Raw genomic sequence first — 12825 nt, 5'->3', positions numbered from 1 at the left:
TCGCGACGGTCGCGGCCCGGGCTCTAGCGTCGGCCCTCGCGCAGCCACGCGCCGATGATGAAGCCCGCGGCCAGCAGCAGCGTCAGCCATGCCGGCAGCAGCGGGATCTGGCGCACGTCCATCGTCTCGTAGGCCTCGCGCGGGGTCAGGCCGATCCAGCCGCGCCCGGCGGCGGGGCGCCCGGCGCTGACTGCGCGGATGCTCGGCAGGCCGTCCTCTAGCGACATCACGCCGCCGCGCATGGTGTCGATCACCGGCTCGAGCGCCTCGCCGCTGGCGATGGTCTGCTCGAACTCGCGCGGGGCCGCCGGGCCGAGGCCGATCACCGCCTCTTCCTCGCCTTCCGACAGGCGATAGAGCCCGATCTCCGGCCCCTCGTAGAGCGCCTCGAACCGGCCGGGGGAGACCTCGGAGAGCGTCACCTCCTCGGTCTCGCCATCGGGGCGGGTCACGGTGACGGCGCCGACATCCTCGTTCAGCGACCGGCGGATGATGCGCATGGTCTGGCCGGTGGCCTCGGCCCACAGCGCCTCTTCCTCGAGCTCGGGCTCCTTCATCATCCAGTGCGCCAGCCGGCGCAGCAGGTCGAGCTGCGGACCGCCGCCCTTATAGCCGCGCGACCAGAGCCAGGCCTGATCCGAGCCCAGAAGCGCCACGCGCCCCTCGCCGACCCGGTCGAGCACCAGCAGCGGCCGGTCGTCGACCCCCGACATCACCACGTCGCCGCTGATCGGCTCGAGCTCGATCTGGCGCAGCCACGGGCCCCAGCTTTCGGGATCGCCCAGACCGGCGGTCACCGGGTGGCGCTCGCCAAGCTCGGTGACGCGCGGGCTGTAGCTTTCGTCGATGACGCGGGCGGTGGGTTCGGCGGGCAGCACCTCTGCCAGCGGCGAGCGATAGATCGAGTCGGCACTGGCGAAATCGGGTCCGGCCGCGACCAGCACGGCGCCGCCCTTCTCGACATAGTTGCGCACGTTTTCCAGATAGATCGCCGGCAGGATGCCGCGGCGCTTGTAGCGGTCGAAGATGATCAGGTCGAAATCGTCGATCTTCTCGAGGAACAGCTCGCGCGTGGGGAAGGCGATGAGCGACAGCTCGGTCACCGGCACGCCGTCCTGCTTCTCGGGCGGGCGCAGGATGGTGAAATGCACGAGATCGACGGAGCTGTCGGATTTCAGCAGATTGCGCCACGTGCGGCCGCCAGCATGGGGCTCGCCCGAGACCAGCAGCACGCGCAGCCGGTCGCGCACGCCGTTGATCTGGACCAGCGCGGCGTTGTTGCGGTCGGTCAGCTCGCCCTCGGCTTCCGGCGTCGAGAAGCGGATCACGTTGAGCCCACCATGCGGCAGCTCGATCGGCAGTTCGACATCCTCCCCGATGGGCACGGTGAACTCCTGCGGCTCGGCGCCGTCGACCGAGATGTCGAGCCGTGTCTGGATCGCGCCCGGCGCGGCGCCGTCGTCCTGCACCCGCAGGGTCAGGGTGACCGGCTCGCCGAGGATGGCGAAGGCGGGGGCGTTTTTCACCACGAGGCGGCGGTCCCAGTCGGTGTCGCGCCCGGTCATCAGCAGGTGCATGGGGGCGGGCAGGTTCGGCGCGCGCTCGAGGTCGTGCAGCCGCCCGTCCGACAGCAGGAAGATCCCGGCGATGCGCCCGCGCGGTTCCTCTGCCATGGCGGTGGAAAGCGCGGTCATCAGCTGGGTGCCGCTGTCGCCCTCGCCGTCGCCCACCTCGATGCGGCGGATCTCGGTGTTGGGGCGGGCCTCGATGCGGGCCTGCAGCGTGTCGGCGGCGTCCTCGGTGACCGAGAGCCGGTCGGCGAGGCGCTGCGAGGCGCTCTGGTCCACCACCATCAGCACGATATCGGACAGCGGCGCGCGGTCTTCCTCCTGAAAGGAGGGCTGGGTGAGGGCGGCCACGAGGATCAGCCCCGCCACGAAGCGCAGCGGCCAGCCGTTGAGCCCGCGCCACAGCGCGAGGATCACGCCGGCCAGCGCCACCGCGCCAAGCGCGTAGATGGCCACCCAGGGCAGCAGCGGGTCGAAGACGATCTGTCCGGTCATTGGCCAAGCCTGTCGAGCAATGCGGGCACGTGCACCTGGTCGGATTTGTAGTTGCCGGTGAGCACGTGCATCACGAGGTTGACCCCGAAGCGATAGGCGATCTCGCGCTGGCGCTCGCCGGCGAAGCCCGAACCGATGCGCACCAGCGGGGCGCCGCGCTCGTCGATCGCCCAGGCGGAGGCCCAGTCGTTGCCGCCGATCACCACCGGGGTCACGTTGTCATTGAGGTTGCGGAACGGCATCCCCTCGACCTGCTCGGCATCCGGGGCCGCGGCCTCGACCCAGACGTCGCGGCTGGCATAGCGGCCGGGGAAATCCTGCAGCAGGTAGAAGGTGCGGGTGAGCACGTGATCCTGAGGGATCGGCTCCAGCGGTGGAATGTCGAGCGGCGCGGCAAGATCCTGCAGCTTGCGGCCCTCGGGGCTTGAGGTGCCGAAGCCGGCCACGTCGGAATCGCGGGTGTCGAACAGGATCATGCCGCCCGAGCGCAGGTAGTCGTTGAGCTTGGCATAGGCGGCGTCGGACGGAATCGGCTGATCGGCGGTGACCGGCCAGTAGAGCATCGGGTAGAAGGCCAGCTCGTCGGTTTCCAGATCCACGCCCATCGGGGCGGCGGGCTCGACCGAGGTGCGGTAGAACAGGATATCCGACAGGCCGCGCAGCCCGGCCTCGGCAAGGTCGTCAAGCTGGCGGTCGCCGGTCAGCACATGCGCCAGCGTCACCTCGGAGGCGGCAAGCATGGCGGCGGCCTCGTCCTCCGGGCTGGCGGCGGGGCTGTCCTGTGCGCGCGAGGGCACCGGCGTCAGGCTCAGCGCGAGGGCCGCGAGAATGGCGGCGGTGCCGGCGCGGGGCCGGGTCCCGCCAAGGCGGCCCGACAGGGCGAGGGAGGCGATGACATCGGCCAGCAACAGCGCGATGGCCCCGGCCAGCAGCCAGCCCGCCAGCGGCGTTTCCTCCGGGCGCGAGAGCCCCTCGACGCTGATGCGCTCGGGCCAGACGGCGGGCTCGAAGACGCTGTCGACGCTGACCACGTTGCGCGCCAGGCTGCGATCCTCGCCCTGGTAGAGGCCGGGGATGAGATCGGGGCCGAGCGGAGCGCTCAGCAGCGCTTCGCCCGCGACGCCCGGCAGGTTGCCCGCATCGCCGACGCGGCCAAAGGCGTCGAGCACCCGCAGCGGCTGCCAGATCGTGCCTTCGAGATCCTCGGGCGCCGGAGCCGCGGGCATCGATGACACGGCCAGTCGCTCGAGCATCTGCACGAACAGGCCCGAGAGCGGCAGGCTCGACCATTCGGCATTGGCGGTGACGTGGAACAGCACGACCTGGCCCTGTCCAACGCGTTTGCGGGTCACCAGCGGCGTGCCGTCGGTGAGCTGCGCGATCACCCGCGCGGCCAGCGTCGGATCGGGCTGCGCCATGACCTGCGAGGTCACGGTCACGTCGTCGGGGATCGCGAGGCCGAAGAACGGGCTGTCCTCGGCGAAGGGCGCGAGCGATTTCGGCTCGCCCCAGCTCATGGCGCCGCCGACGCTGCGCCCGCCGGCGCGCAGGCGCACCGGCATCAGGGGGTCTTCGTCGTTGCGGCTGACATCGCTTGCGGCAAGCCGGGGACCGGCAAAGCGCAGAAGCGTGCCGCCGGATTCGAGCCATTCGAGCACACCGGCCTCTTCGCCCGGCGACAGCGTCGCGACATCGGCCAGCACGATCACGTCGGGGTTGGCCGGCAGCACCTCTTCGAGCGTGCCGTCGAGCAGGTCGGCGGTCGGCTCGAGCGCGCGGTCGAGGAAGTGCAGCGGCGAGAGCAGCTCCAGCCCTTCGCGGTTCTCGTTGCCGGCGATCAGCGCCACTTCGCGGCGGCGCAGGCTGTCATCAGGCAGCGTCACCGCGCCGGCGCTGCGGGCGCCTTCGATCTCGAAGCGGGTGATCCGCGCCCGCAGTTCGGCGGGCAGGTTCAGCTCGAGCTCGGCCTCGGTGGCGGATTGCTCGAAGCGCACCGTGTTGCGCACCAGCACCGCCGGGTTGCCCGCCGGGTCGAGGCCGTGGCCGGCAATCGTCACCTCGGCTTCGGGGCCGGGACGCAGACGGTGCAGCGTCAGCCGGACATGGCCGTCCTCGAACCGGGCCGGGGCCAGCGTGTAATGGGCGCGGGGGCTTTCGAACACGGTCACCTCGCCGCGCGCCTCCAGCGCCGCAAGCAGCAGCGCGCGGCTGTCGCGCGCCAGCCCGTCGGACATCCAGTAGCTGTCGAATTCCTCGTCGGGCAGCATCTCGATCGCCTGCGCGACGCGCGCGTCGTCGGGTTCCCATGGCTCGGGCAGGATGCCGGTGAGCCGCGATTTCAGCACGCCCGCGGCCTGGAACTGCGGTGCCTCCGGCGCGGTCAGGCGCAGCAGCGCCACCGGGCGCGCCGCGCGCTCGGCGCGGGCGAGCAGCGTGTCGAGGGCGGCCTGCCGCTGGCGCCAGTCCGACGCGCTCGACCAGCTGGCATCCATCACCACCAGCAGCGGGCCGGAGCCCGCCTCGGCGCCGCTCTGCTCCTGCGGGTTCAGCACCGGCCCAGCGAGCCCGACGATCACCGCGGCGACGGCGAGCATCCTGATCAGCAGCAGCCACCACGGCGTGCGGTCGGTGACCTGCTCTGCGTCCTTCAGGCCGAGCAGCAGCACCACGCCCGGAAACATCCGGCGGATCGGCGCCGGCGGCACCGCGCGCAGGATGATCCACAGCACCGGCAGCGCCAGAAGCCCAAGCAGCAGCCAGGGCGCGGTGAACCCGAGAGGGCCGAGCATGGTCATCAGCGGCCTCCGTCCATGGCGCGATAGACCCACAAGAGCGCCGACTGGGCGCTCTCGGAGGTATGGTGGCACATGTATTGCCAGCCCGTTAACCGAGACAACCGGTCGAGCCGGTCCTTGCGCTCGGCGAGGCGCTCGAGATAGCGCGTCCGCAGGTCGCCGGCCTTGAGCGTTTCGTGCGCGACGCTGCCGCCGACGCTGTGAAAGATCGTGCGGCCCTTGAACGGGAAGCTCTCTTCGGTCGGGTCGAGCACCTGCAGCAGCACGCCGCGCACGCCGCGATCGGCGGCCTTGGTCAGCGCCGCCTCCACGGGATCGAGATCGCCGAGGAAGTCCGACACGAACATCGCCCGGGCGTGCGGGATGATGCCGCGCGCCTCGGGCTCGGAATAGTCGTCCTCGGTGTCGTCCGAGAGCGCCTCGGCCAGCCGCAGCACCTGCACGTCGCCGTTGCGGGGCGGCAATTGCCAGCCGGTGAAGCCCACCCGCTCGCCGCCGCGGATCAGCAGGATCGCGGTGGCCAGCGCCACGAGGCGGGCGCGCTCGCCCTTCTGTGGCAGGTTCTGGTCCGAGGTGAACCGCATCGACGCGCCGCCATCGACCCAGAGCTGCACGCTCTGGGCGATCTGCCATTCGCGCTCGCGCACGAACTGCTCGTCGCCGCGGGCCGAGCGGCGCCAGTCGATGCTGCGATAGCTGTCGCCCGAGCGCAGCGGGCGGTACTGCCAGAAATCGTCGCCCATCCCCGACCGCCGCCGGCCGTGTTCGCCCAGCAGAACGGTGCCGGCGAGATGCTCGGCGCGCGCCAGAAGCGCCGGAAAGCGGCTGGCCTCCTGCTGCGCGTCGCGACGAAGATGGGTGACGGTGTCGGTCAAGCTGCCGCCTCGGTGCGGGTCAGCCCGCCCGCGATGTCGTCGATGATGGCGCCAAGATCCTCGCCGCGGGCGCGGGCCGAGAAGGTCAGCGCCATGCGGTGCACCAGCACCGGGCGCGCCATGTCGATCACGTCGGCGGGCGAGGGGGCCAGACGGCCCTGCAGCAGGGCACGGGCGCGCACGGTCATCATCAGGGCCTGCGCCGCCCGCGGGCCCGGGCCCCAGGCCACCGTCTCGCGCACCCGGTCGGAGGCGGCGGGATCATCGGGACGGAAGGCGCGCACCAGATCGAGGATCATCTCGACCACCGCGTCGCCCACCGGCATCCGCCGCAACAGCGTCTGCGCCGCCGCCAGCGTCTCGGGGTCGAAGACCCGGTGCGCCTGCGCGTCCTCGGTGCCGGTGGTGGCCAGCAGGATGTCCTTCTCGGTGGAACGGTCCGGGTAGGCCACGTCGATCTGCACGAGGAACCGGTCGAGCTGGGCCTCGGGCAGCGGGTAGGTGCCCTCCTGCTCGATCGGGTTCTGCGTGGCGAGCACGTGGAAGGGCCGCGCGAGCGGGCGGGTCTCGCCGGCGACGGTCACCTCCTTCTCCTGCATCGCCTGCAGCAGCGCCGACTGGGTGCGCGGCGAGGCGCGGTTGATCTCGTCGGCCATCAGGAGCTGGCAGAAGATCGGGCCGGGGATGAACTTGAAGGCCCGCGCGCCGTCGCTGCCGGTCTCGAGCACCTCGGAGCCGAGGATGTCGGCGGGCATCAGGTCGGGGGTGAACTGGATGCGGTTGCCGTCGAGGCCCATCACCGTCGACAGCGTCTCGACCAGTCGGGTCTTGCCGAGGCCGGGCACGCCGATCAGCAGGGCATGGCCGCCGCAGAGCAGCGAGGCCAGCGTCAGCTCGACCACCCGCTCCTGCCCGATGAAGCGGCTGTTGATGGCGCGCTTGGCTTCGGCAAGCTTCACTTCGAGCGCTTCGATCTCGGCGACCAGATCCTCGGCCATGCACTGTCTCCCTTGAAATCCCTTGTTTACGTTTCAACTCTATCTCGGGGTAGATAAATGGCAAAAGCAATGACGGCACAAAATTCCGTGACACCATCTGCAGACGGGCTGGCTGCCTCCGCGCGCGCCATCAAGGAGCGCGGTTTGCCCCCCGTGCACAAGTGGAACCCGCCTTTTCTGGGCGATATCGACATGCGCATCGCCCGCGACGGGACGTGGTACTACCTCGGCTCGCCGATCGAACGGCCCGCGATGGTCAAGCTGTTCTCGTCGATCCTGCGCAAGGATGGCGAGGATTACGTGCTCGTCACGCCGGTCGAGAAGGTGGGAATCACCGTCGAGGATGCGCCCTTCGTCGCCACCGACTTCGACATCACGGGCGAGGGCGAGGCGCAGGTGCTGCGCTTCCACACCCATGTCGGGGACGAGGCCGTCGCCGGGCCAGACCACCCGATCCGCGTCGACATCGACCCCGAGAGCGGCGAACCCTCGCCCTATGTCCTCGTGCGAGCCAATCTCGAGGCGCTGATCGACCGCAAGAGCTTTTATCGGCTCGTCGAGCTTGGCACCGAGCACGAGATCGACGGCGAAAGCTGGTTCGGCGTGTGGTCGTCGGGGCAGTTCTTCCCCATCGCTCCGTCCGAGGCCACCGAGTAGTCGGCTTAAACGACCCAAGCGCGCCAAGGGGGAGTGCTGCGGCGGCCCGCCGTGGGAAGCGGGTCTGTTCCGAGGGATCCGACCCGAATGCAAAGCGCTTTCGGCTTAGTCCGGACTTTCGCGGCGCGCTGTATCGGGGTCTTTCGCGCGGCCGAGGGTCGGTTTCTCCGCCGTCGGTGCGGCGGTCCGGGCTCGCTGGGATGTGCCACGCAGGTGTCACCGGGATCTCGTCATCGTCGCCACCCTGTCCTATGCTGCCGGAATGACGACGACTTTCTCAATCACACGCGCGGCTCTGGACGACGTTCCGAACCTCGTTCCCCTCTACGAACGCTTCTTCGCGGAAGACGCCATCACGGTCGCGCGCCCCGAGATCGAGGCCAACCTGAGGCAGATGCTCGCCGACGACCGGGCCGCGGTGTTCGTTGCGATGGCTGGCGGAGAGGCGGTCGGGCTGGCCTCCGGGAGTCTGACCTGCGGCGTCGAGTTCGGCTGGGCGGCGGAGATGGAAGATCTGTTCGTGGTGCCCGAGAGTCGAGGGCAGGGCCTGGCCCGCCGGCTGGTCGAGGTCACGCTTGCATGGGCCGACGAGCGCGGGGCGCGCCAGACCCTTCTCGTCATCACGCCGGAGGCCGAGGAGGCGCAATCGCTCACCGCGCTCTACGCCAAGTTCGGGTTCGTCCGCTCGGACCGGGTCTTGATGTACCGCACCCAGTGACCGGCCGGGCCTTGCGGCCGGATCGGTGCGTCACACGAAGGCGCCCCATCGCGTCTCCATATCAACTGATTTCGACGCATCCCCAGACCGGGTGATCGGGAAGCACGGAGGCGCCTCAGGGTATCGGACACGGCTTTTCACGACCCTCGCGGCACCTACGCGAAGTCGCTGTGTCCTGTGCAGCCTTTGGTCTGGCGCAGCGATGGCGTGCAGGCGCCGGATGTTCGTGACACCCGGCAGAGTCGCAGGGCAGAGCGCGCCTAGTCGCCGAGCTTGGCGTGCACCTCGTCGAGGTCGATCTCGCCGATGGGCATCTTGTTGGCCGGGGTCTCGAAATCGTATTTGAAGAGCTCGAAGTCGCGCTTGTAGATCTCGTAGACCAGATGCATCGACAGGTCGTCGAAATAGTCCTCGACCGGGTGCAGGCGCTTCGGCCCGTGGCCCTCGGATTCGTTGAAGCGGGGGATGTTGGCCAGATCGACCGCGTGAGGCGTCTGCACATGGTCGAGCACGGCCTGCATCCCGTCGTCGAACTGCTCGGTCCAGAAGATCTTGTCGTAGCGTCCGCCATTGACGATGAAGGTCGAGACATGCCCCGAGATCGCCGACCAGTGGATGTCGGGCTCCATCGGGCGCCGCCAACGGATGGTGTCGCGTACGAAGAGCAGGAAGCGGCGGAAGCTGCGGATCTGGTCGAACCCCTCCTTGCCGTCCTCGCCGCCGACCTCGATGCCGTATTTCTGCACCAACAGCGGCACGAGGTTGCCGCGGTAGCGCTTGCCGTTGCGCTGGATGCCGCAGATCTTGTCGAAGAAGCTCGACAGCACGCGGCTGTAGGGATTGCGCACGCAGGTGAAGGCATAGGAGGCGTGGGTCTTCACATTGGCCCGGATGATCGGCTGGCTGTCGTCCCGGGCCCATTTGTGCAGGCCCTGCCGCGCATCATGGATGTCGCCGTCGTAGAACACGCCGTGATCGGAGTAGTACATGATCTGGCCGATCGTCGAGCAGGCGCATTTCGGCACCACCCGGTACACCATGCTCTCGCTCTCGGTCATCCACGTGCCCGGAAACCCCATCTGCCCTGCCTTTCGTCAATGCGCCCGCCCGGCGCCGCGTGTCCCGGCGGTATCTTATGACGTGTCAGGCGCGCGGGAACTCAAAAAATCAGACAAACGCGGTTTCTTCAACGTCCGTTCGTCTCTATCAACGGACGGAAGCGGGCAAAATGAAGGGCTGACGGTTTCCTGAATGGCAAAGATTGCCTTCATCCTCCTGTGTCACAAGGACCCTGACGCCGTCATCAAGCAGGCGCAGAGCCTGACCGCAGTGGGCGATTACATGGCGATCCACTTCGACGCCCGCGCCCCGAAGGCCGCCTATGACCGAATCCGCACGGCGCTGGCCGACAACCCCAACGTCGCCTTCGCGAAACGGCGGGTGAAATGCGGCTGGGGCGAGTGGAGCCTTGTTCAGGCGACGCTGAACGCCGTCGAAACCGCGGTGGAGGCGTTTCCGCGCGCCTCGCATTTCTACATGCTCTCGGGCGATTGCATGGCGATCAAGTCGGCGGAATACGCTCACGCCTATCTCGACCGGCGCGATGTCGATTACATCGAGAGCTTCGATTACTTCCATTCCGACTGGATCAAGACCGGATGGAAGGAAGAGCGGCTGATCTACCGCCACTGGTTCAACGAGCGCAGCCAGACGAAGCGGTTCTACGCGATGTTCAACCTGCAGAAGCGGCTCGGGATGACGCGCGAGATCCCGGCGGATCTCGAGGTGATGATCGGCTCGCAATGGTGGTGCCTGCGCCGCCGCACGGTGGAGTGGATCCTTGCCTTCTGCCGCGAGCGGCCCGACGTCATGCGCTTTTTCCGCGGCACGTGGATCCCGGACGAGACCTTCTTCCAGACGCTGGTGCGCCACCTCGTGCCCGGGCACGAGATCGAGTGCCGCGCGCTGACCTTCCTGATGTTCTCCGATTACGGGATGCCGGTGGTGTTCTACAACGATCACTACGATCTGCTGCTGGCGCAGGATTTCCTCTTCGCCCGCAAGATCAGCCCGGAGGCGCGCGACCTGAAGCGGCGGCTGGGGGTGCTCTACGCCTCGACGGGGGCGCGTTTCCAGATCTCCAACGAGGGGCAGGCGCTGTTCCGGTTCCTGACAGGGAAGGGGCGCATCGGGCGCCGCTTCGCAGCGAGGTTCTGGGAAGCCGAGAGCTCGCTCGGGCGGGAGCGCGAGCTGCTCATCGTGTTGTGCAAGAAATGGCACGTGGCGAAGCGGCTGACCGCGCGGATCCGTGCGCTGACCGACATCCCCTGCATCGACTACCTGTTCAACGAAGCGGAGTGCGCGCTGCCGGATCTTGGCGGCATCCAGTCGAGCATGAGCAAGCGCCACCGCCACCGGCGGGCGCTGATGCGGATGCTGTTCGAGTTCCATGACACCGATCGGCTGGTGATCTGCCTCGATCCGCAGAACCTCGACCTGCTGGAGGATTTCTGCCGCGACCGCTCGGTCTCGCGGCTGCTGGAGATCGAGTGCCAGTTCACCGACGCCTATCTCCGCGGACATGCGATGCGGGTCGGGCTGGCCGGCGCGCATACGCCGAGGGACACGCTGACCCGCTTGCTGCCGACGATCCGCAACGACATGGTGCACGAGAGCGACCGCATTCGCGATGCGCAGTTCGACAATCACCTGCGGATCCGCGAGATCGATCCGCCCGACGTCAACGCGCGCGCGCTTGCGGCCTTTCTGAGCCTGCCCGAGGACATTGCCCGGGCGCTTGCCGACACCGATCACCTGTTCGCCGATTGAGGATAGAATGCCCTACAGCTACGACACCGACAACATCTTCGCCAAGATCCTGCGCGGCGAGATCCCCAACGACACCGTGCTCGAGACCGAGCACAGCCTGGCGTTCAACGACATCCGCCCGCAGGCGCCGATCCACGTGCTGGTGATCCCAAAGGGCGCCTATGTGAGCTACGACGATTTCGCATCCAACGCCTCGGATGCGGAGATCCTCGACTACACCCGCGCCATCGCAAAGGTCTGCGAGATGAAGGGGGTCGCGGCCGAGGGCTTCCGGATGATCTCGAATGCCGGCGCGCACGGGGTGCAGGAGGTGCCGCATCTGCACGTGCACATCCTCGGCGGCCGCGGCCTTGGCCGGATGCTCGAGCGCGGCTGACCCCTTGATGCAAGGCGGCGCGGCCCGTCGGGCCGCACAGGCTGTCTCACCACCGCCTCCGGGCGGTGGCTCGGGCCCGTGGCCGGCGTGACGCCCTTGCCGGGGTTTGCGCTTTTGTTGCGGTCCGGCCTGCCTCCGGCGGGGATATTTGAGGCCAGAAGAAGACAGGGGCGCGGCGCCTCGTCTTCTCTGGTTCGAAAATACCTCGGGGGAGTCGCGGCGCAGCCGCGGCGGGGGCAGCGCCCCCTCTGCCCGTCGTGTCGCGCGCGGCGCTCTTCATGGCAAGGCCCAAGCCGGTGTGGCTCAGGCGGCGGGACGGGACCGGGTCAGTTCGAGGAAGACATCCTCGAGATCGGCCTGTTCGGTGCGGACATCCTGGATCCGGATGCCGGCGCGGCGCACCAGTTCGAGCACGTCCTCGGCGCTGGTGTCGGTGGCCCGGTAGCTCAGAGCGATGAGCCCGCCCTCGCGGCGCTCGGCGGTGATGCCGGGGGCTTCGGGGAGGGTGTCGGGCCAGGTGTCGGGCTGGATCACCATGGTCTTGGCGTCGATCTGGCCGAGCAGGTTGGCGGTGCTGTCACGCGCCACCACCGCGCCCTGGTTGATGATGGCGATCTCGTCGCACATCTCCTCGGCCTCCTCGAGGTAGTGGGTGGTGAGGATGATGGTCATGCCAAGCTCGCGGTTCAGCCGGCGCACGTTCTGCCAGAGCATCTGGCGCAGCTCGATGTCGACTCCGGCGGTGGGCTCGTCGAGCACGAGGATGCGCGGGTGGTGCACCAGCGCCTTGCCGAGCAGCAGCCGCCGGCGCATCCCGCCCGAGAGCGTGCGGGCATAGGCCTCGGCCTTGTCCGTGAGGCCCACCATCTCGAGGATTTCGTCGCTGCGGCGGTCGCGCTTGGGCACGCCGTAGAGCCCGGCCTGCACCTCGAGCGCGTCGCGCGGGGTGAAGAACGGGTCGAGGTTGAGCTCCTGCGGCATCACCCCGATCGAGGCGCGGCTCTGGCGCGGGTTGCGGTCCTGGTCCCAGCCCCAGATCGAGACCTTGCCGGAGCTTTTCAGCACCAGACCGGCGAGGATGTTGATCAGGGTCGACTTGCCCGCCCCGTTGGGGCCGAGCAGGCCGAAGATCGCGCCCGTGGGCACCGTGAGATCGACGCCCTTGAGGGCCTCCTTGCCGCCTGCGTAAGTCTTGCGCAGCGCCTCGATGCGGATCGCGTCTCCACTCATGCCGAGCCTTGCTCCTGTTCTGGTCTTCGCCCATAACGCAGTTAGTGCAGGTGTGACGAAAAGGAAACCGCAGCGATGGCGACCGAAGCCCCGGAAATCAAGATCGTCGACAGCCACCGCATCGCCTGTGACGGCGGTGAGGGGGCGCTGGGCCACCCGCGTGTCTGGCTGATGATCCCCCCCGAAGAGGGGTTCGTGGAATGCCCCTATTGCGATGCCAAATACGTGCATCGCGATTTCGAGGGATAAGGTCGAGCCAGGCCAACCGGGCGGCAGACACCCGC

General features: G+C 68.5%; 11 protein-coding genes. 5 read left to right on the top strand and 6 right to left on the bottom strand.

Going from position 1 to position 12825, the window contains the following annotated elements; genetic code table 11:
* Nucleotides 1–23: 23 nt before the first annotated feature.
* The 4 genes from LCM15_RS09870 to LCM15_RS09855 are packed head-to-tail and all read right to left on the bottom strand — an operon-like array spanning nt 24 to nt 6731.
* Complete coding sequence (locus LCM15_RS09870; protein WP_224855907.1) at nt 24–2063, bottom strand: hypothetical protein; 2040 nt, start codon at nt 2061–2063, stop codon at nt 24–26.
* Nucleotides 2060–4858, bottom strand: a complete 2799-nt coding sequence (locus LCM15_RS09865; RefSeq protein WP_224855905.1) for a DUF4159 domain-containing protein — start codon at nt 4856–4858, stop codon at nt 2060–2062. Before LCM15_RS09865 ends, LCM15_RS09870 begins: the two co-directional genes overlap by 4 nt.
* A complete protein-coding gene (locus LCM15_RS09860) occupies nt 4858–5733 on the bottom strand; it encodes a DUF58 domain-containing protein (protein WP_224855903.1) in 876 nt (291 codons plus the stop codon). Before LCM15_RS09860 ends, LCM15_RS09865 begins: the two co-directional genes overlap by 1 nt.
* Nucleotides 5730–6731, bottom strand: coding sequence for an AAA family ATPase (locus LCM15_RS09855; RefSeq protein WP_224855901.1), 1002 nt, complete (start codon nt 6729–6731; stop codon nt 5730–5732). Before LCM15_RS09855 ends, LCM15_RS09860 begins: the two co-directional genes overlap by 4 nt.
* A 69-nt stretch (nt 6732–6800) precedes the next feature.
* Between LCM15_RS09855 and LCM15_RS09850 the strand changes: the two genes are divergently transcribed.
* The gene (locus LCM15_RS09850) at nt 6801–7388 is read left to right on the top strand and encodes a DUF1285 domain-containing protein (RefSeq protein ID WP_224855900.1); all 588 of its coding nucleotides are present in this window, start codon (nt 6801–6803) and stop codon (nt 7386–7388) included.
* Between the two features lie 262 nt (nt 7389–7650).
* Nucleotides 7651–8106 (top strand): GNAT family N-acetyltransferase, encoded by a 456-nt coding sequence (locus LCM15_RS09845; protein WP_224855898.1) that lies wholly within the window; start codon nt 7651–7653, stop codon nt 8104–8106.
* Between the two features lie 260 nt (nt 8107–8366).
* Here LCM15_RS09845 and LCM15_RS09840 read toward each other — a convergent pair whose 3' ends face one another.
* Nucleotides 8367–9185, bottom strand: a complete 819-nt coding sequence (locus tag LCM15_RS09840; RefSeq protein ID WP_224855896.1) for a sulfotransferase family protein — start codon at nt 9183–9185, stop codon at nt 8367–8369.
* 172 nt (nt 9186–9357) lie between these two features.
* Between LCM15_RS09840 and LCM15_RS09835 the strand changes: the two genes are divergently transcribed.
* Together LCM15_RS09835 and LCM15_RS09830 are read left to right on the top strand one after the other, a co-directional pair.
* On the top strand, nt 9358–10935 hold the full coding sequence (locus LCM15_RS09835; RefSeq protein WP_224855894.1) for a DUF5928 domain-containing protein: 1578 nt from the start codon (nt 9358–9360) through the stop codon (nt 10933–10935).
* Nucleotides 10936–10942: 7 nt separating this feature from the next.
* Nucleotides 10943–11311, top strand: a complete 369-nt coding sequence (locus tag LCM15_RS09830; RefSeq protein ID WP_224855892.1) for a histidine triad nucleotide-binding protein — start codon at nt 10943–10945, stop codon at nt 11309–11311.
* Between the two features lie 303 nt (nt 11312–11614).
* On the opposite strand, the gene LCM15_RS09825 is transcribed toward LCM15_RS09830, so the two are convergent.
* Nucleotides 11615–12541: an ABC transporter ATP-binding protein gene (locus tag LCM15_RS09825; protein WP_224855890.1), complete on the bottom strand. Its 927-nt coding sequence runs from the start codon at nt 12539–12541 to the stop codon at nt 11615–11617.
* A 75-nt stretch (nt 12542–12616) separates the two neighbouring features.
* Here LCM15_RS09825 and LCM15_RS09820 point away from each other — a divergent pair, with 75 nt between their 5' ends.
* On the top strand, nt 12617–12790 hold the full coding sequence (locus tag LCM15_RS09820; protein WP_224855889.1) for a zinc-finger domain-containing protein: 174 nt from the start codon (nt 12617–12619) through the stop codon (nt 12788–12790).
* Nucleotides 12791–12825 lie beyond the last annotated feature (35 nt).

The organism is Salipiger bermudensis, from assembly GCF_020171625.1.
In the GTDB taxonomy this organism is placed as follows: Bacteria; Pseudomonadota; Alphaproteobacteria; order Rhodobacterales; family Rhodobacteraceae; genus Salipiger; species Salipiger bermudensis_B.
This window is presented reverse-complemented; position numbering and strand designations above follow the sequence as displayed.

What these genes read in the sequence shown, in the direction of transcription:
- LCM15_RS09870 (WP_224855907.1), bottom strand. Translation starts at nt 2,063, where the DNA reads ATGACCGGACAGATCGTCTTCGACCCGCTGCTGCCCTGGGTGGCCATC.
- LCM15_RS09865 (WP_224855905.1), bottom strand. Translation starts at nt 4,858, where the DNA reads ATGACCATGCTCGGCCCTCTCGGGTTCACCGCGCCCTGGCTGCTGCTT.
- LCM15_RS09855 (WP_224855901.1), bottom strand. Translation starts at nt 6,731, where the DNA reads ATGGCCGAGGATCTGGTCGCCGAGATCGAAGCGCTCGAAGTGAAGCTT.
- LCM15_RS09850 (WP_224855900.1), top strand. Translation starts at nt 6,801, where the DNA reads ATGACGGCACAAAATTCCGTGACACCATCTGCAGACGGGCTGGCTGCC.
- LCM15_RS09845 (WP_224855898.1), top strand. Translation starts at nt 7,651, where the DNA reads ATGACGACGACTTTCTCAATCACACGCGCGGCTCTGGACGACGTTCCG.
- LCM15_RS09840 (WP_224855896.1), bottom strand. Translation starts at nt 9,185, where the DNA reads ATGGGGTTTCCGGGCACGTGGATGACCGAGAGCGAGAGCATGGTGTAC.
- LCM15_RS09835 (WP_224855894.1), top strand. Translation starts at nt 9,358, where the DNA reads ATGGCAAAGATTGCCTTCATCCTCCTGTGTCACAAGGACCCTGACGCC.
- LCM15_RS09830 (WP_224855892.1), top strand. Translation starts at nt 10,943, where the DNA reads ATGCCCTACAGCTACGACACCGACAACATCTTCGCCAAGATCCTGCGC.
- LCM15_RS09825 (WP_224855890.1), bottom strand. Translation starts at nt 12,541, where the DNA reads ATGAGTGGAGACGCGATCCGCATCGAGGCGCTGCGCAAGACTTACGCA.
- LCM15_RS09820 (WP_224855889.1), top strand. Translation starts at nt 12,617, where the DNA reads ATGGCGACCGAAGCCCCGGAAATCAAGATCGTCGACAGCCACCGCATC.